Source organism: Sneathiella sp. (assembly GCF_002694385.1).
GTDB lineage: Bacteria > Pseudomonadota > Alphaproteobacteria > Sneathiellales > Sneathiellaceae > Sneathiella.
Map to the genome: position 1 here is coordinate 325,519 of NZ_NZMB01000012.1, position 16,355 is coordinate 341,873.

Consider the following 16,355-nt stretch of genomic DNA (forward strand, 5'->3'; position numbering starts at 1 on the left):
GCAGTTTACAGCCCAAATGTCAGATTGGCACCCCTGGCGCGCATCTTTAATTCCGCGCCGATTTCCTCGCCCAGCCTGACGGCCTCCGCAATGTCCGCGCGCCCGTTGGCATCGAAGCGGATCGAGCCGTCTTCGGCGAGCAGGCTGGCCCGGAAATAGAGGCTGCTGCCCTCCACCAGCTCCGCATAGCCCGCGATGGGCGTCCGGCAGGAGCCGTCGAGCACGGCGAGCATGGCGCGTTCGCAGGAGATGCGGGCGTGGCTGACCGAATCATTGATGGGGCTGAGCAGCGCGGCAACCTCCTCATCGCCTTCGCGCCGTTCAATGCCGATGGCCCCTTGCGCCACGGCGGGCAGCATATCGTCAACGCCGAGCAGTTCCGAAATCACCCCTTCCTTGCCAAGGCGTTTCAGCCCGGCGAGGGCCAGCAGCGTCGCATCCGCCTGCCCTTCCGCCAGCTTGCGCAAGCGTGTTTCCACGCTGCCGCGGAAAATATCGACCCGCAGATCGGGCCGCCGGTTGAGAATCTGCGCCTGACGCCGCAGGCTGGCCGTGCCGACCAGCGCCCCGGCGGGCAGCTCGGCAAGGCGTTTGCCACTCGCCGAGATAAAGGCGTCGCGCGCATCTTCACGGGGCAGGATGCAGTCAATGACCAGCCCCGGCGGCAGCGCCGTTTCCATGTCTTTCATGGAATGCACGGCAAAATCAATCTTGCCCGCCATCAGGGCTTCCTCAATCTCCTTGACGAACAGCCCCTTGCCGCCCGCCTCGCTCAGCGCGCGGTCCTGGATGCGATCGCCGGTGGTCTTGATCACCACGACCTCAAGCTGCGCCGGATCCAGCGCCTCCCCATGCGCCGCCAGAAGCCGCATCCGGGTTTCTTCGGCCTGCGCCCGGGCGAGCGGGCTGCCCCGCGTGCCGATCTTGTATGTTTTGACAAAGGTCATGATGCGCGATATTCCGTCAGAGTGAGAGAGCCTTGTACATTCTGTATTGCCCTGTACATAGAAAACAAATGCCAAACAGACAAGTGATAGTCCTCGGGCTGGAGAGTAGCTGCGATGAGACCGCCGCCGCCGTGGTGACGGGGGACAAGCGGATTCTCGCCAATGTCGTGCGCTCGCAGAATGACGCCCATGCCCCTTTCGGCGGCGTGGTGCCGGAGATTGCCGCGCGTGCCCATGTCACGGAAATGGACCGGCTGATTGATCAGGCCATGACGGAGGCCGGGGTGTCCTACGGCGAGCTTTCTGGCGTCGCGGCAACGGCCGGGCCGGGCCTGATCGGCGGGGTGCTGGTCGGGCTGATGACGGCGAAGGCGATTGCCTCGGTCGCGGGCGTGCCGCTGATCGGCGTCAATCATCTGGAAGGGCATGCCCTGACCGCCCGCCTCACCGATGATGTCGACTTTCCCTATCTGCTGCTACTGGTCTCCGGCGGGCATTCGCAATTGCTGATCGTGGAGGGGGTCGGGCGCTACCGCCGCCTGGGCACCACCATTGACGATGCCGTTGGGGAGGCCTTCGATAAGACCGCGAAGATGCTCGGCCTCGGCTTTCCGGGCGGCCCCGCCGTGGAGCGGGCGGCAAAGGCGGGCGATGCGGCCCGATTTGCCTTCCCCCGGCCGATGAAAGGGCGGGAGGGATGCAATTTTTCCTTCTCCGGTCTCAAGACCGCGGTGCGGCAGGCACGGGAGAAGCTCGGGGACATGGCGACGGATCAGGATATCGCCGATCTTGCCGCCGGATTTCAGGCCGCCGCCGTCGACAGCCTGATGGACCGGGTGGCCCATGCGATGGAAATCTTCACTGAACGCCATGGAGCCGGAGGCGCCCTTGTCGTCGCCGGGGGCGTTGCCGCGAACCAGTATCTGAAAACCTCCCTCACCGCCCTTTCGGAGGCAAGGGGCGTCCGCCTTGTCGTGCCGCCGCCGCGTCTTTGTACGGATAACGGCGCGATGATCGCCTGGGCCGGGGTGGAACGGCTGAATGCGGGATATAGCGATCCGCTGGATTTGGCCGCGAAGGCGCGCTGGCCACTTGACCCCGATGCAGAACCGGCGCCCTTCGCCGGATATAAAGCCTGAATTATAGGAAGAACCAGATGACCGAAGACGAACAGAAACAGGCCGCCGCCGCGAAGGCGGTTGACTATATCGAAGATGGCATGGTGCTCGGCCTTGGGACAGGCTCCTGCGCCGCCAAGATGGTTGACCTGCTTGGGAAAAAGGTCGCGCATGGACTATATGTTACCGGCGTTCCGACGTCGGAGGCAACGGCCGCCCAGGCCCGCGCCCTCGGCATTCCCATTGTCGGGCTGGACGAAGTCAGTGTCATTGACCTCACCATCGACGGCACCGATGAGGTGGACCCCGAAGGCCGCCTGATCAAGGGCGGCGGCGGCGCGCATCTGCGGGAAAAAATCGTCGCCTCCCTCTCGGACCGGATGATCGTCATTGCCGAGGCGAAAAAGAAAGTCCCCCAGCTTGGCGCGTTCAAGCTGCCGGTCGAGGTGATCCGCTTCGCCGCGCCCGCCCTCAAACCGAAGCTGGACGCGCTTGGCGGCGCCCCGACGCTGCGGCTGGGCAAGGACGGGGCGCCCTTCGTCACCGACGAGGGCAACTACATCTATGACTGCGCCTTTGGCAAAATCGACGATCCGGAGGGGCTTGCCCTCACCCTCAGCACCATGCCGGGCGTGGTGGAACACGGGCTTTTCATCGGCTTTGCCGACCTTATCCTGATCGGAACGAATGACGGCGTTGAAGTCATTGAGGTCTGACAGTCCAATCCGTTCCGGCGGCGGAAAGCATTCAACTCTTCTGATTGTCGCCGGAACATGTTAATCACACCTGACGGACACAGGGACGGATCAGGGCAATACGGATGACGAAGGTTCATGTTATCGGCGCAGGCGCCTGGGGGACGGCTCTCGCGATTGTCGCGCGCAAGGGCGGCAATGACGTCCTGCTCTGGACACGGCAGGCCGACCATGCCGATGCCCTCAATAGGGAGCGCAGCAATGCGAAATATCTTCCGGGCATTACGCTTCCCTCCGGGATTGTCGCCAGCAGCGATCTTGCCCGCGCCGCCGATGCCGATATCCTCCTGCTGGTTGCCCCGGCGCAGCATGTGCGCGAGACGCTGGGCGCGCTGAAGCCTTTCCTTACCCCCGAGACCGTCCTTGTCATGTGCGCCAAGGGGATCGAGCAGGACAGCGGCCGATTGATGAGCGAAGTAATGGAGGAGGTCACGCCGGAAAACCCGGCGGCCATCCTCTCCGGCCCCAATTTTGCGCGCGAAATCGCCATGGGCCTGCCTGCCGCCGCCACCCTCGCCGTGGCGGATCGCGATATGGGAACCGCCCTAGTGAGAGCGATTGGCCTGCCCGCCTTTCGGCCCTATCTCACGGATGACGTGATCGGGGCGCAGATCGGCGGCGCCGTCAAAAATGTTCTCGCCATTGCCTGCGGGGTTGTGTCGGGCGGCAAGCTTGGCGAGAACGCCCGCGCCGCGCTGATCACTCGCGGCATGGCAGAGATTCTGCGGCTGGGCGACCGGCTGGGCGCGCGGGCGGAAACCCTGATGGGATTGTCCGGCCTTGGCGATCTGGTCCTGACCTGTTCCTCCCCGGCCTCGCGCAATTTCTCCCTCGGCGCGGCCCTCGGTCAGGGCGACATCCTGGGCGAGATTTTGCAGCAGCGCCGCGCCGTCACCGAAGGGGTCTATACGGCCTCCGCCATCTGTCGGCTGGCGGAAAAGTTCAATATCGAAATGCCCATCTGCTTTGCCGTTAATGAAATCCTGAACGGCGGTGTCGCGGTTTCCAGCGCCGTCGAAGACCTGCTCGCGCGGCCCTTCCGCGATGAACGGCTCGCCGGATTTTAATCCCTAAAAAACAAGGAGAAAACCATGTTGTTCATTGCCTGCTGCACGGACAAGCCCGATCATCTGCACGTCCGTCTGGAGACGCGACCGGCGCATCTCGCCTTTCTTGCCGAGAAGGGAGACGCGCTCAAAGTTGGCGGGCCGACACTCGGCGATGACAGCGAAACGCCGAACGGCAGCCTGCTGATCTTTGAAGAGACGGACCTTGAGGCCGCGAAAGCATGGGTTGCACAGGACCCCTATGCGAGCGCGGGGCTGTTCGAAAAGGTGGTTGTCCGCCCCTGGCGACATGCCGTCGGCAAGGGGCTTTAAGGTCCGGGCATATGTTGCCTTTGCCCCCGGATTATGATGTATTAACGGCGTTCAAATAATAATAAAAAAAGAGGATACCAACATGCTGTTCACAGAAGAACATCTGGCGCTCAAGAATACCGTTCAAAAGATTATGGATGAGCATATCAATCCCTATGTCAACGAATGGGAAGAGGCGGAGATATTCCCCGCGCACAAGATTATGAAAATCATGGGAGATGCCGGACTTCTAGGCATCTCGAAGCCGGAAAAATATGGCGGCCTCGATCTCGACTTCACCTATGAGATGGTGCTGGCGGAAACTCTCGGCGGCTGCCGGGCGAACGGCGTTTCCACCTCGATCGGCGTGCAGACATCCATGTGCACCCCGGCGCTGGCGAATTACGGCAGCGAAGAGCTGAAACAGGAATTTCTGGTCCCGACCATTGCCGGTGATCTGGTGGGCTGCATCGGGGTGAGCGAGGAAAGCGCCGGTTCGGACGTGGCGAGCACCAAGACCTATGCCCGGCGCGACGGCGATGACTATGTCATCAACGGCCAGAAAATGTGGATCACCAACGGCGTGCAGGGCGACTGGATCTGCCTTCTCTGCAACACATCGCAGGACGCAGGGCCGCATCGCAACAAATCGCTGATTATTGTGCCGCTGAAGACGAAGGGCGTCTCGGTTGCCCGCAAGCTGGACAAGATGGCGCTCAAATGCTCCGACACGGCGCAGCTTTTCTTCGACGATGTGCGGGTTCCCGCCCGCAATCTGATCGGCGAGGAAAATATGGGCTTCATCTATCAGATGCGCCAGTTCCAGGAAGAACGGCTGTATATCTCCGCCCGGGCGCTGCGCGGCTGCGAGGTGGCGGTTGAGGATACCATTGAATATACCGGCATGCGCAAGGTGTTCGGCGAAACCCTGCGCGACAAGCAGGTCGTCTATCACAAGCTGGCCGAGTTGCAGAGCCTTGTTGAAGCCGGGCGCGCCCTGCTCTACCATGCGGCGGAAGAGTATAAGAACGGCAATGACGTGACCAAGCTGGCCTCCATGGCGAAGTACTTTATCGGCACCTTGTGCAACAAGATCCCGAACGAGTGCCTGCAATATTGGGGCGGGCAGGGTTTCATGAACGAAACCTGGATTTCCCGCGGCTATCGCGATCTTCGCCTGTCATCGGTCGGCGGCGGCGCCAATGAGATCATGCTGGAAATCATTGCCAAGCAGATGGGTATTTTCCCCGGAAAACGGAAAAAACAGGAGACCTGATGAAATACTGGCTTGTGAAATCGGAACCGGGCACCTGGTCCTGGCAGGATCAGCTTGATGCCGGAGAGAAGGGCACCCATTGGGACGGGGTGCGCAACTATCAGGCATCGAACAATCTGAAAGAGATGAAGATCGGCGATCTTTGCTTTTTCTATCACTCGGTTTCCGAAAAGCAGATTGTCGGTATTGTGGAGGTCATCAAGGAATATTATCCCGACCCGAGCGATGCAAAGGGCCGCTTTGGCATGGTGGATGTCAAGGCGGTCAAGGCATTGCCGAGCCCGGTGACACTGGCGGACATAAAAGCCGATCCGCGGCTTGAGGATTTCGGCCTTGTCCGCCAGAGCCGCCTGTCAGTGGTTCCGGTGGATGACAAGGCGTGGGCGCTGATCAACAAGATGGGCGGTCTCTGACCCTCCCCTTCACGGGCGAGCTATGTGTGTCACTCAGGCCAGCCCCGTTATCAAAGCGGTTGGCGATTGCGGACTTATGGCATAAGGTTTCCGTCCAATCCGCGACGATTTGAAAAAGTGCCATGTCTTCATCCAATCCCACGCCCAATCAGGCAAGCAATCTCCGGGCCTATCTGCTTCTCACCCTGACAACTGCATGCTGGGGAATGAATGCGATTCTGGGCCGTGTCGCGGTGGGGGAAATTTCACCGATGACATTGGTGTTCCTGCGCTGGATGCTGGTCGTTTTAATCCTGAGTGGGTTTGCGCACCGCTATTTGTGGCGGGACCGGCACGTCCTGAAAAAGCATTTCCTCTATATCCTGATCATGGGCGGGTTTGGCTTCACGACATTCAATATCGTGTTTTACGTTGCGGCGCATTCAACAACGGCAATCAACATCGGCATTCTTCAGGGCGCCATTCCGGTGTTCGTCCTGATCGGCGCCTTTCTGGTTTTCAAAACAAGGGTCACGCTGCTGCAATATGTCGGTGTCGCCACCACGATCATTGGCGTCATTATCGTCGCCGCCGCCGGATCGTTCGAACGGCTGGCCAGTTTCCAGATCAATGAAGGGGATGCAATGATGCTGCTCGCTTGTGCGCTGTATGCCGGTTATACGGTTGCCCTGCGCTTTCGCCCCAACATTTCGGCCTTCTCCTTCTTTACGGTCATGTCCATTGCGGCGATGATCACATCGGTGCCGTTTGTCGCGATTGAGATCAGCATGGGGAATTTTATCATGCCGACGGTCACGGGCTGGATCGTTGCCCTGCTGGCGGCGCTTTTCGCCTCCATCATCTCGCAAATCGCCTTCATGACGGGGGTCAGCCTGATCGGGCCGGGCCGGGCCGGTGTCTTCGTCAACCTGGTGCCGATTTTCGCCTCCATCTTCGCCGTTGCCTATCTCGGGGAGCCGTTCGAGATGTTCCACGGCGTCGCGCTGGCCCTTGTCCTGTTCGGCATCTGGCTGTCAGAGCGCGGAAAACCGGCAAGCTGAGGCGGACGGATCAGAAATCGCTGACAATGCCCTTGCGTTCCCAATCGCCATATCGTGTTGGTTCAAGCCCGCTGGGACCGCCGATTTCCTTTAGGGTCGTTTTCTTCTCCGGCGTTTTTTTCTGCGCGTCGTCCTGTGTTGCGTTCTTTTCGGCTTTCTTATCGGTCATCACATCATATTTCCTGACTGGACGGGAAAAGGCAGCTTCGGCTGCCGTCGACAGTATTTCCGATGCCTATCTGGACCGCAAGGCAAAATTCCGCTAGAAGCCGATCATGCAATCCAAATCCGTCAACAGCTCCCGCGCCGCCGCCATTCAGATCCTTTCCCGGGTGCTGCAAAAGCATCAGGCGCTCGAAGATGTGCTGGATGAGACCCTGAAAGGCCTGGACGGCCGCGACAGGGCGCTGGCCCGCGCCATCGTTTCGACAACGCTCCGGCACCTCGGCGTGATTGATGCGCTGATCGACCGGATGCTGGAACGGCCGCTGCCCGAAAAGATTGTCGATATCCGCCATGCCTTGCGGATCGGTATTGCGCAGATCCTGTTTCTGGACATCCCGCCCCACGCCGCCGTTCATGACACCGTGGCGCTCATCCCCGAACGCAGCAAATACAAGGGGCTGGTCAATGCCCTGCTGCGGCGCACGGACNGGCAGGGCGCCAAGCTGCTGTCCACTCTGGATGCCGAAAAACTCAACACGCCGGACTGGCTGTGGCAGGCGTGGCAGGACCATTATGGCGAAGATGTCACGCGCCGGATTGCCACCGCGCATCAGATGGAAGCCACGCTGGACATCAGCGTCCGGGATAATCCGGAAAAATGGGCGCCCTTGCTGGCGGCCGATATTCTGCCAACCGGCACCCTGCGCCGTAAAAGCGGCGGCGATATTCCGCAGCTTCCCGGTTTTGAGGAAGGAGAATGGTGGATACAGGATGCCGCCGCCGCCCTGCCCGCCCGCCTGTTTGGCGATGTCCGGGGCAAAAATATCCTCGATATCTGCGCCGCGCCCGGCGGCAAGACGGCACAGCTCGCAAGCGGCGGCGCCCATGTGATTGCGCTCGATCGCTCCAAAGGGCGGCTCAAGCGTTTGCAGCAGAATATGGACCGGCTGAAACTGGAGGTGGAGGTCATCGTCGCGGAGGCGGAAAAATACACCCCGGCAACGGCGCCCGACGGCATTCTTCTCGATGCCCCCTGTTCCAGCACCGGTACCCTGCGCCGTCACCCGGATGTAGCCTATCTCAAATCACCGGAGGATGTGACGAAGCTCGCCGCCCTGCAATCCCGGCTGCTGGATCATGCGGCGGATATGCTGAAACCCGGCGGGATGCTGGTCTATAGCGTCTGCTCCCTCCAGGCCTCAGAAGGCGAAGAACAGATCAGCGCCTTCCTCGCGCGGCATAGCGATTTCGAACGGTTGCCCGTCACGGCGGGGGAGGTCGGCGATGTGGCGGAGCTGATCAATCCTCAAGGGGATCTGCGCTGCCTGCCCTTTCATCTTGGTGGAATGGATGGGTTTTTCGCCGCGCGTCTGCGGAAAATATCATAAGGGTTGCTTGAGCGCCCCCGGCTGTCATGCTAAAGAATTTCCTAACCTGAAGCGTTACATCTGTCATCTTTCGATTTAAGGAACATCATGCAGAAACCGGTCAGAATATCCCCTTCCATTCTCGCGGCCGATTTTGCAAAACTCGGCGAGGAAGTCCGGGATGTCACCCGCGCCGGCGCCGATTTCATCCATATTGACGTGATGGACGGCCATTTTGTGCCCAATATCAGCTTCGGCCCCGCCGTGATGAAGTCTGTTCGCGGCTATTCCGACTTGCCGTTTGACGTTCATCTGATGATCTCCCCCGTCGATCCCTATATTGCCGAGTTTGTTGAGGGCGGCGCGGATATCATCACCGTGCATCAGGAAGCGGGGCCGCATCTGCACCGCACATTGCAGCTCATCAAATCTCATGGTGTGAAGGCGGGGGTTTCGCTGAACCCCTCCACCCCGGCCGCGACCCTTGAACATGTCATGGATATCGTCGATCTTGTGCTGGTGATGAGCGTCAATCCAGGTTTCGGCGGGCAGAAATTCATCCCTTCGCAGATTGAGAAAATCCGCACCCTGCGTCAGATGATCGACGCATCGGGCCGCGATATCGATCTTGAGGTGGATGGCGGCATCAATGCGGAAACGGCCCCGCTGGTGATTGAGGCGGGCGCGGACATGCTGGTGGCGGGAAGCGCCGTCTTCAAAGGCGGTGCCGAGCAATATGCCGCCAACATCAACGCGGTGCTGGGGCGGAAATGAACAAAGCCGCGATCATGCCTGCGAAAGAAGGCTTCCCGTCGCGGCGACTTGTTTCCGATGTCATCTATGCGAGCCGGGCCTATCAGGCGCTTTTGAAAAGCCGGGTGCCGAAGCGTCTTAATCTGGCGCCAACCGATATCTTTCCCGGCAATGCAGAGCGGGCCGACCATATCTTTCAGGGACAATTCGAATTTGCCGGAACCATCCATGAACAGGATGATCAGAATCCCTGGCGGATTGAGGGGATGCCGCTTGCCTGGTACAGGGAATTGCACGAATTTGCCTGGCTGCGCGATTTCGCCACTCATGGCAGCGACGCGGCGAAACGCCACGCCCGCGCCCTCATCCTTGCCTGGATTGAAGAGTTTGACGCCTATCATCCCTACTTCTGGGACGAGGAGGTTCTCGCCCGCCGCCTGATCGCCTGGTTCTGCCACAATAATTTCCTGTTGGAGCAAACCGAGGGTGATTTCAATTATCCCTTCCTGCGCTCGCTGCGCCGCCAGTATATCCACCTTGGCCGGCTGGCGCGGGCAAAATCGCGGGGGGAGGATCGCATCGCCACATGGCAGGCCCTGCTCTATGGATCTCTCGCCTTTCCCGATATGGCGAAAAGCGCGTCCAAACACCTTTCCCAGATGGAGACGGAGCTCGGCCGTATCGTGCTCGCGGACGGATGTCATATCAGCCGCAACCCCGAACGCCACCTCACCCTCCTCGGCGATCTTGTCGGCATTCGCAATACATTGATGGCGGCCAATGAGATGGTACCCGTGGCCATCAATAACGCCATTGACCGGCTGGCGCCCGCTATTCGCTTTTTCCAGCATGGCGACGGTCGGCTGGCCCTGTTCAATGGCGGGCTGGCGCTGCCGGAGGGCTATTGCGACAATATCCTCAGCCTGTCCGATGCGACGGGCCGTGCGCCGCACCGGTTTCCGCAAGGCGGCTTCGAACGGCTGAAAGCGGGCCGCGCCCTGCTGATCCTTGAAAGCGGCGAAGGCGGACGGAACAAGGGCGAGCAACGCCATGCCGGGCTGATGAGCTTTGAATTCAGCTATGGGCGGGAGCGGCTGATCGTTAATTGCGGCGGTGTCCGCGACCCCTCCTCCGCCTGGGCGCGGGCGCTGGCGGCAACGGCCGCACATTCAACGCTCGGCTTCGATAATATCAACGCGGCCTATGCCCCGCGCAATTCCGGCGATGAGACGCGGGCCAATGTCGTCCGCAACGAAGATGAAGGAAATATCTGGCTTGATCTTGAAAGCCACGGCTATCGGGAAAGCGTCGGCATTCTGCACCGGCGGCGGCTCTATCTGGATGCCACCGGCCTTGCCCTCCGGGGCGAGGATCAGATCATCCCCGAACGCATGCCCGAGGACGGACGCTCGCATTTCAGCCTGCGCTTTCACCTGCATCCGGATCTCAGCATTTCCCGCAGCGCCAGCGGCAAGAATATCCTGATCCGCACGGCAAGCGGAATGGGCTGGAAATTCCTGACCGGCGCGGCGCGGCTGTCACTGGAAGAAAGCGTCTATTGCAGCGAGCCCGGCGAACGGCGGCATAATCAGCAAATCGTCATCGGCGGGCAGCTGATTGACCAGGAGCCGATCCTCATCAAATGGGCGCTGACCCGCCTGTCGGATTGACGGCTTTTGGCTGACTGCCTTAAAGCTGCCAGCGTTTGATGGCCGGGGAAAATTCTGTATTGCGCCAGATCCCCTTGACATCGGCAAGCAGCCCGTTGCCGCCGACCATTTCCTCCAGCGCTGCCGGAGACAGATCGCGATAAACGGAATGCGCCACGGCACCCACAATCGCATCATAGCCTTTGAGGTCGGAGAGGTTTTCAATCAGGTCAATATCGAGGAACTGGCTCGCCTCATCCTTGTCCGCCAGCGGATCATGCACATCCACCTCATGACCGAGTTCGCGCAGCACCTGGATGATATCAACCACCTTGGTATTGCGAAGGTCCGGGACGTTTTCCTTAAAGGTCACGCCAAGGACAAGGATCTTGCTCTTGCCCGACAGGTTGGAATGCACACTTTCGGCGATAAACCGGCCCATATTCTCATTAATCCGCCGACCCGTGAGGATGAGATCGGCGAAATGGCCGACTTCATTGGCCCGATGGGCGAGATAGAAAGGATCAACGCCAATGCAGTGCCCACCCACGAGGCCGGGCGTGAAATTGAGAAAATTCCATTTGGTGCCCGCCGTCTCCAGAACGTCATAGGCCGAAATGCCAAGCTTCTGGAAAATCATCGTCGCTTCATTGACGAAGGCGATATTGATGTCGCGCTGGGCGTTTTCGATCACTTTCGCCGCTTCGGCCGTCTTGATATTGCGAGCGCGATAGGTCCCCCCGGTGGTCGCCGCCCCATAGACATCGGCCAGAATATCGGTCACTTCCTCCGTCTGGCCGGAAACCACCTTGATGATCTTGTCCACCGTATGCACCTTGTCGCCCGGATTGATCCGCTCCGGCGAGTAGCCGAGGTAGAAATCGGCGCCCGATGTCATGCCCGATGTTTCCTCAAGAATAGGGCCGCAGACATCTTCGGTAACGCCCGGATAAACCGTGCTTTCCACAACAACAATAGCGCCCTTCTTCAGAACCGGGCCAACCGCCTCACATGCGCCTTTGAGCGGATTGAGATCCGGCTTGTCATCCTCATCGACCGGTGTCGGCACGGTGACAATATGGATATCCGCATCGCGCGTATCGTTGATATCGGTCGTGAAGCGCACACTGCTGGCGCGCAAGGAAGGCGTATCAATTTCCATGGTGCGGTCATGGCCCTGCCGCAGCTCCTTCACGCGATTCGCGTTTACGTCATAGCCGATGACGTCAAAACTTCTCGCGAGGGCGACGGCAAGAGGCAGCCCGACATAGCCGAGCCCCACAATGGAGATCTTCGTCTTGACGCTGACCTTGTTGCCGCCTTTAAGTGCTGCGGGAGCTGTATGTACCATAGGATAGAATGTCCTGTATAAATATGTCCGTAGTTTGGTAACGCCGCGATATTAGTTTGTCCAAGTTTTTTTTTCGTTAAAAGGTTCCGCAAATCCGCCCTGCGTGCTATAGGGCGCATACTCCCTTAAATCACCTCACAGAGGATGAAATCCGTCGATGTCCCGCACCGATTTGCAACCCGTTTCCCGCGCCCTCATTTCCGTTTCCGACAAATCCGGCCTGGTTGAGCTCGGCAAGGCACTCGCCGCGCTCAATGTTGAAATCCTGTCCACCGGCGGCAGCGCCAAAATGCTGATGGAGGCGGGCGTCAAGGTGACCGAAGTCGCCGATCACACGGGCTTTCCCGAGATGATGGACGGGCGCGTCAAGACCCTGCATCCTACGGTCCATGGCGGCATCCTCGCGCTCAGGGACAATCCCGATCATGCCAAGGCGATGGCGGATCACCAAATCGGCGGGATCGACCTTGTCGTCGTCAATCTCTACCCCTTTGAAGAGACGGTCGCCAAGGGCGCGGATTTCCATAGCTGCATCGAAAATATCGACATCGGCGGCCCGGCGATGATCCGCTCCGCCGCCAAGAATTACGGCTTCGTCACGGTTNTNGTGGACAGCAGCGATTANCAGAGCGTGATTGACGAGNTGNNGGAGACCGGCGGCAAGACATCCCTTGAGCTGCGCAAGAAAATGGCCGCCAAGGCCTATGCCCGCACCGGNGCCTATGANGCNGCCATTTCNAGCTGGTATGCCGCACAGCTCGGCGAAACCTATCCGGACCGGCTGGTTCTGGCGGGCACCCGCCAGCAGATCCTGCGCTATGGNGAAAANCCGCATCAGACGGCCGCTTTNTANGCCAATGATGAGAAACGCATCGGCGTNGCCAGCGCGCGCCAGCTTCAGGGGAAAGAACTCTCCTATAACAATTTCAANGACACCGACGCNGCNTTTGANCTGGTTGCCGAATTTGCNCCCGAANGTGAGCGGCCCGGCCTGCGCCATTATCAAGCANGCCAACCCNTGCGGCGTTGCCANGGCGCCGACGCTGGCNGANGCCTANCGCCGCGCCTTTGCCTGCGATACCACTTCGGCCTTTGGCGGGATCATTGCCCTCAACCAGACNCTNGATGCGGCGACGGCAGAGGAAATCGTCAANATTTTCACCGAAGTGATCATCGCCCCCGAGGCGGATGAGGCCGCGCGNGAAATCATTGCCGCCAAGAAGAACCTGCGCNTGCTGCTGACNGGCGGTCTGCCCGATCCCAAAGCCGCCGGNCGCGTCATCAAGTCCCTCGCGAGCGGNTATCTCATCCAGGATCGTGACAATGCCCTGACNGCCCAGCCGGAATTGCAGGTGGTCACCAAACGCGCACCGAGCGAACAGGAGATGAAAGACCTCCGCTTCGCCTTTACNGTNGCCAAGCATGTGAAATCGAACGCCATTGTCTATGTCCGGGNCGGCGCNACGGTCGGCGTCGGCGCNGGCCAGATGAGCCGCGTNGATTCNTCNAAAATTGCCGCCGCCAAATCGCTGGAGGCNGCGCAGAATGCCGGCGAGACAACCGCCTGGGCCAAAGGCTCCGTTGTTGCCTCCGACGCNTTNTTCCCCTTCGCGGATGGCTTGCTNGCCGCCGCCGAAGCAGGGGCAACNGCGGTGATCCAGCCCGGNGGCTCCATGCGCGATAATGAAGTCATCGCCGCCGCCGATGACGCCGGGCTTGCCATGGTCTTCACCGGTATGCGACATTTCCGTCATTGATCTTNTNNNAGGGGGAATGNNCCGNCATGATTATCACGACAACNGGGTCNATTGAAGGCNGNNATNTTGCCTCCTANATCGGCATCGTCGGCGGNGANGCCGTCATGGGNTCNAACTTNGTGCGGGANTTCTTCGCCCGCGTNCGGGACACGTTGGGCGGACGCTCCGGCTCCTACCAGAAGGAAATCCGCAATGCCCGCGCCCACGCCCTTCAGGATATGAAGGATGAGGCCGCNGAANTGGGCGCNGATGCNGTGATCGGCATTGCNNTGGATGTCGANGTNNTCGGCGACAGCATGCTGATGGTCACTGTTTCGGGCACCGCCGTCAANCTCGCCTGAGCCTCAGCGGGANCGCNCNGGCTCCCGCACAAAGCTCATCAGTGCCGCGCCGATCATCAGAAGCGCAAAAATCACGATCATCGCCGGGCGCTGCTGCCCGGTTGCGGANGTCACGATCCCGATNAGCANNGGCGCGACAAAAGCCGTTGCCTTGCCTGACAGCGCGAAAAGCCCGAANAACTCNCCNGCTTTTTCCGGCGGGGACATGCGGGCAATGAGNGTCCGGCTNGCGGCCTGCGCGGGGCCGAAGAAAAGCCCCATGANGAAGGCAAAGATCATGAAAACAATCTCNGCCGGGCTGGCGAACAGCGCGCCGCCCTCCACNGGCATGGCNGCNGGCAGGCCNAACAGCACCTGACCNTTGCTGATGGAGAGNACCCCGACGGAGGCAAAGGCAAGCCCCAGCACGGATATCACAATGGTGGGTTTCGATCCCAGCCGGTCATCGAGATATCCCCCCGCGAAGGANCCGCCGATGGCAAAGAAATTGATCAGGATGCCGAAGATACCGAGCTCTGTCGTACCCCATCCGAAAAGCCCCGCCGCATAGATGCCNGAAAACCCGATGAGCGCGAGAATGCCGTCGTTATAGAACATGCGCGCAATCAGGAAATAGACAATATTNCGGTAATCCTTGAGCGACTTCAACGTGTCAACCAGCGTTGATATTCCCTGACGNACGGCNGCGCCTTTTGCAATNCCCGTCCGNGCCCGGTCCGGCGTGAACAGCATCATGGGAATGATGAAGACAAGGAACCAGANGGCGGNAATGGGGCCNGTAATGCGGTCCTGTTCATGCATTTCCTTATTCAGACCGAACATCGCCGTCTCCGGCAGGGAAAAGCAGAGCAGCACGANAAAAAGNACNATCAGGCCGCCGATATAGCCNAGNCCCCAGCCAAAACCNCTGAGCCGCCCCATGCGGGCCTGCGGNACAAGNCTTGGCAGCATGGCNTTNTTGAANACAATGGCAAATTCNACGCCGANCGTGCCGATGATGATCCCGNTGAGGATCCAGAGGATACCGCTTTCCTGNCCGGGCANNGCCCACCAGAGNGAGAANGCGCCAANGGCGCACAGCAGGGTGAANNANANNATCCAGGGTTTCCGCGCNCCGCCCGCATCNGCGATGGAGCCCAGAACCGGGCTGAGNATGGCAATCAATATNCCGGCAATNGCCTGGGTATAGCCCCAGTAGGCCTGCCCCTCCGCCGGGGTGGCGGCNACAAAAGTGGTGAAATAGGGGGCAAAGATAAAGGTGGTGACGACTGTAAAATAGGGCTGGTTCGCCCAGTCAAANANCGCCCAGGAAAATTTNCCGAGCCTGCTTGCNTCCGTGGCCGGATGGCCGTTCTCCNCCGTCATNATCACCCCCTGCACATCACNAGCCGGAATGTCACGCTACGCCAAAGCGAGAGGATAGACAATCAGCTNCTCCATGANTTTTTTCAGACAAGTCCGTGCAGCCGGGCAAACGGGTCGCGANCTGCTTCTTCCTGCCACTCATATTCGGCGGCAATGGCAATTTTGCGGGCAANCTCGACNCCATGCAANCGGGCAATCACGGCAAGTGACATATCCATGCCCGCCGAGACGCCGGATGAGGTGAAGATCTTNCCATCNTCGACCCAGCGCGCTTCCGCCACCCAGTCAACNCCGGGNCCNACCGAACAGACCCAGTCAAATGCCATCTTGTTGCTGGTCGCCCGNCGTCCGGCCAGCAATCCCGCCTTTGCCAGCAAGGCACTCCCCGTACAGACACTCATGACGATATCCGCCGCGNCTTCNGATTTTTTCAGCCACTCCAGCAACCGGTCGTTAGCAATTTCAACCCGNGTNCCCATNCCACCCGGNACAAGCAGCAGATCATATCCGGCAGGTGAGTCAAANCCGGNGTCCGCCATAACGACAGGACCGGCATTGCTGGCNACCGGCCCANGGGCTTCCGCAATGATGTCGATCTGGAAAAANTCNTTTGCCATACCGAACATTTCCAGCGGNCCAAACAGNTCCAGAAGCTCAAANCCCGGAAANNCGAGCGCNCCGATCTTTTTCAATAGATGCC

General features: G+C 59.8%; 15 protein-coding genes and 2 pseudogenes. 12 read left to right on the forward strand and 5 right to left on the reverse strand.

Going from position 1 to position 16,355, the window contains the following annotated elements; all coding sequences use genetic code 11:
• Positions 1–5: 5 nt before the first annotated feature.
• A complete protein-coding gene (gene hemC, locus CMN55_RS08280) occupies positions 6–947 on the reverse strand; it encodes a hydroxymethylbilane synthase (protein ID WP_293949296.1) in 942 nt (313 codons plus the stop codon).
• Positions 948–1,015: 68 nt separating this feature from the next.
• On the opposite strand from hemC, the gene tsaD reads away from it, so the two are divergent.
• The 7 genes from tsaD (at position 1,016) to CMN55_RS08315 (ending at position 6,907) form a co-directional block, all read left to right on the forward strand.
• A complete protein-coding gene (gene tsaD, locus CMN55_RS08285; protein WP_293949298.1) occupies positions 1,016–2,086 on the forward strand; it encodes a tRNA (adenosine(37)-N6)-threonylcarbamoyltransferase complex transferase subunit TsaD in 1,071 nt (356 codons plus the stop codon).
• Between the two features lie 17 nt (positions 2,087–2,103).
• Complete coding sequence (rpiA, locus tag CMN55_RS08290) at positions 2,104–2,781, forward strand: ribose-5-phosphate isomerase RpiA (RefSeq protein ID WP_293949300.1); 678 nt, start codon at positions 2,104–2,106, stop codon at positions 2,779–2,781.
• Between the two features lie 104 nt (positions 2,782–2,885).
• Positions 2,886–3,887, forward strand: coding sequence for an NAD(P)H-dependent glycerol-3-phosphate dehydrogenase (locus tag CMN55_RS08295; protein WP_293949302.1), 1,002 nt, complete (start codon positions 2,886–2,888; stop codon positions 3,885–3,887).
• Between the two features lie 24 nt (positions 3,888–3,911).
• On the forward strand, positions 3,912–4,199 hold the full coding sequence (locus CMN55_RS08300; RefSeq protein ID WP_293949304.1) for a YciI family protein: 288 nt from the start codon (positions 3,912–3,914) through the stop codon (positions 4,197–4,199).
• A gap of 82 nt (positions 4,200–4,281) precedes the next feature.
• The gene (locus CMN55_RS08305; RefSeq protein WP_293949306.1) at positions 4,282–5,454 is read left to right on the forward strand and encodes an acyl-CoA dehydrogenase family protein; all 1,173 of its coding nucleotides are present in this window, start codon (positions 4,282–4,284) and stop codon (positions 5,452–5,454) included.
• Complete coding sequence (locus CMN55_RS08310; protein ID WP_293949308.1) at positions 5,454–5,867, forward strand: EVE domain-containing protein; 414 nt, start codon at positions 5,454–5,456, stop codon at positions 5,865–5,867. Before CMN55_RS08305 ends, CMN55_RS08310 begins: the two co-directional genes overlap by 1 nt.
• 122 nt (positions 5,868–5,989) lie before the next feature.
• Entirely contained in the window at positions 5,990–6,907 is a 918-nt protein-coding gene (locus CMN55_RS08315) for a DMT family transporter (protein WP_293949310.1), read from the forward strand.
• Between the two features lie 10 nt (positions 6,908–6,917).
• Here the strand turns inward: CMN55_RS08315 and CMN55_RS08320 are convergent, their stop codons facing one another.
• Entirely contained in the window at positions 6,918–7,076 is a 159-nt protein-coding gene (locus tag CMN55_RS08320) for a DUF1674 domain-containing protein (protein ID WP_293949312.1), read from the reverse strand.
• Between the two features lie 106 nt (positions 7,077–7,182).
• On the opposite strand from CMN55_RS08320, the gene rsmB reads away from it, so the two are divergent.
• The 3 genes from rsmB (at position 7,183) to CMN55_RS08335 (ending at position 10,862) form a co-directional block, all read left to right on the forward strand.
• On the forward strand, positions 7,183–8,460 hold the full coding sequence (gene rsmB, locus CMN55_RS08325; RefSeq protein ID WP_293949313.1) for a 16S rRNA (cytosine(967)-C(5))-methyltransferase RsmB: 1,278 nt from the start codon (positions 7,183–7,185) through the stop codon (positions 8,458–8,460).
• Positions 8,461–8,547: 87 nt separating this feature from the next.
• Entirely contained in the window at positions 8,548–9,213 is a 666-nt protein-coding gene (rpe, locus tag CMN55_RS08330; RefSeq protein WP_293949315.1) for a ribulose-phosphate 3-epimerase, read from the forward strand.
• Positions 9,210–10,862, forward strand: a complete 1,653-nt coding sequence (locus CMN55_RS08335; protein ID WP_293949317.1) for a heparinase II/III family protein — start codon at positions 9,210–9,212, stop codon at positions 10,860–10,862. Before rpe ends, CMN55_RS08335 begins: the two co-directional genes overlap by 4 nt.
• 19 nt (positions 10,863–10,881) lie before the next feature.
• Here CMN55_RS08335 and CMN55_RS08340 read toward each other — a convergent pair whose 3' ends face one another.
• On the reverse strand, positions 10,882–12,192 hold the full coding sequence (locus CMN55_RS08340) for a nucleotide sugar dehydrogenase (protein WP_293949319.1): 1,311 nt from the start codon (positions 12,190–12,192) through the stop codon (positions 10,882–10,884).
• Positions 12,193–12,349: 157 nt separating this feature from the next.
• Here CMN55_RS08340 and purH point away from each other — a divergent pair.
• Positions 12,350–13,949 (forward strand): annotated as a pseudogene (purH, locus tag CMN55_RS17155) (bifunctional phosphoribosylaminoimidazolecarboxamide formyltransferase/IMP cyclohydrolase).
• A 26-nt stretch (positions 13,950–13,975) separates the two neighbouring features.
• Positions 13,976–14,290: pseudogene (locus tag CMN55_RS17160) on the forward strand (YbjQ family protein).
• Between the two features lie 3 nt (positions 14,291–14,293).
• Here the strand turns inward: CMN55_RS17160 and CMN55_RS08355 are convergent.
• On the reverse strand, positions 14,294–15,655 hold the full coding sequence (locus tag CMN55_RS08355; protein ID WP_293949322.1) for an MFS transporter: 1,362 nt from the start codon (positions 15,653–15,655) through the stop codon (positions 14,294–14,296).
• Positions 15,656–15,738: 83 nt separating this feature from the next.
• On the reverse strand, positions 15,739–16,347 hold the full coding sequence (locus tag CMN55_RS08360) for a DJ-1/PfpI family protein (protein ID WP_293949324.1): 609 nt from the start codon (positions 16,345–16,347) through the stop codon (positions 15,739–15,741).
• Positions 16,348–16,355: the final 8 nt, after the last annotated feature.

Coding starts and splice junctions, on each gene's coding strand:
- CMN55_RS08310 (WP_293949308.1), top strand. CDS start 5,454: ATGAAATACTGGCTTGTGAAATCGGAACCGGGCACCTGGTCCTGGCAG.
- hemC (WP_293949296.1), bottom strand. CDS start 947: ATGACCTTTGTCAAAACATACAAGATCGGCACGCGGGGCAGCCCGCTC.
- CMN55_RS08335 (WP_293949317.1), top strand. CDS start 9,210: ATGAACAAAGCCGCGATCATGCCTGCGAAAGAAGGCTTCCCGTCGCGG.
- CMN55_RS08315 (WP_293949310.1), top strand. CDS start 5,990: ATGTCTTCATCCAATCCCACGCCCAATCAGGCAAGCAATCTCCGGGCC.
- tsaD (WP_293949298.1), top strand. CDS start 1,016: ATGCCAAACAGACAAGTGATAGTCCTCGGGCTGGAGAGTAGCTGCGAT.
- rpe (WP_293949315.1), top strand. CDS start 8,548: ATGCAGAAACCGGTCAGAATATCCCCTTCCATTCTCGCGGCCGATTTT.
- CMN55_RS08305 (WP_293949306.1), top strand. CDS start 4,282: ATGCTGTTCACAGAAGAACATCTGGCGCTCAAGAATACCGTTCAAAAG.
- CMN55_RS08295 (WP_293949302.1), top strand. CDS start 2,886: ATGACGAAGGTTCATGTTATCGGCGCAGGCGCCTGGGGGACGGCTCTC.
- CMN55_RS08320 (WP_293949312.1), bottom strand. CDS start 7,076: ATGACCGATAAGAAAGCCGAAAAGAACGCAACACAGGACGACGCGCAG.
- rpiA (WP_293949300.1), top strand. CDS start 2,104: ATGACCGAAGACGAACAGAAACAGGCCGCCGCCGCGAAGGCGGTTGAC.
- CMN55_RS08340 (WP_293949319.1), bottom strand. CDS start 12,192: ATGGTACATACAGCTCCCGCAGCACTTAAAGGCGGCAACAAGGTCAGC.
- CMN55_RS08300 (WP_293949304.1), top strand. CDS start 3,912: ATGTTGTTCATTGCCTGCTGCACGGACAAGCCCGATCATCTGCACGTC.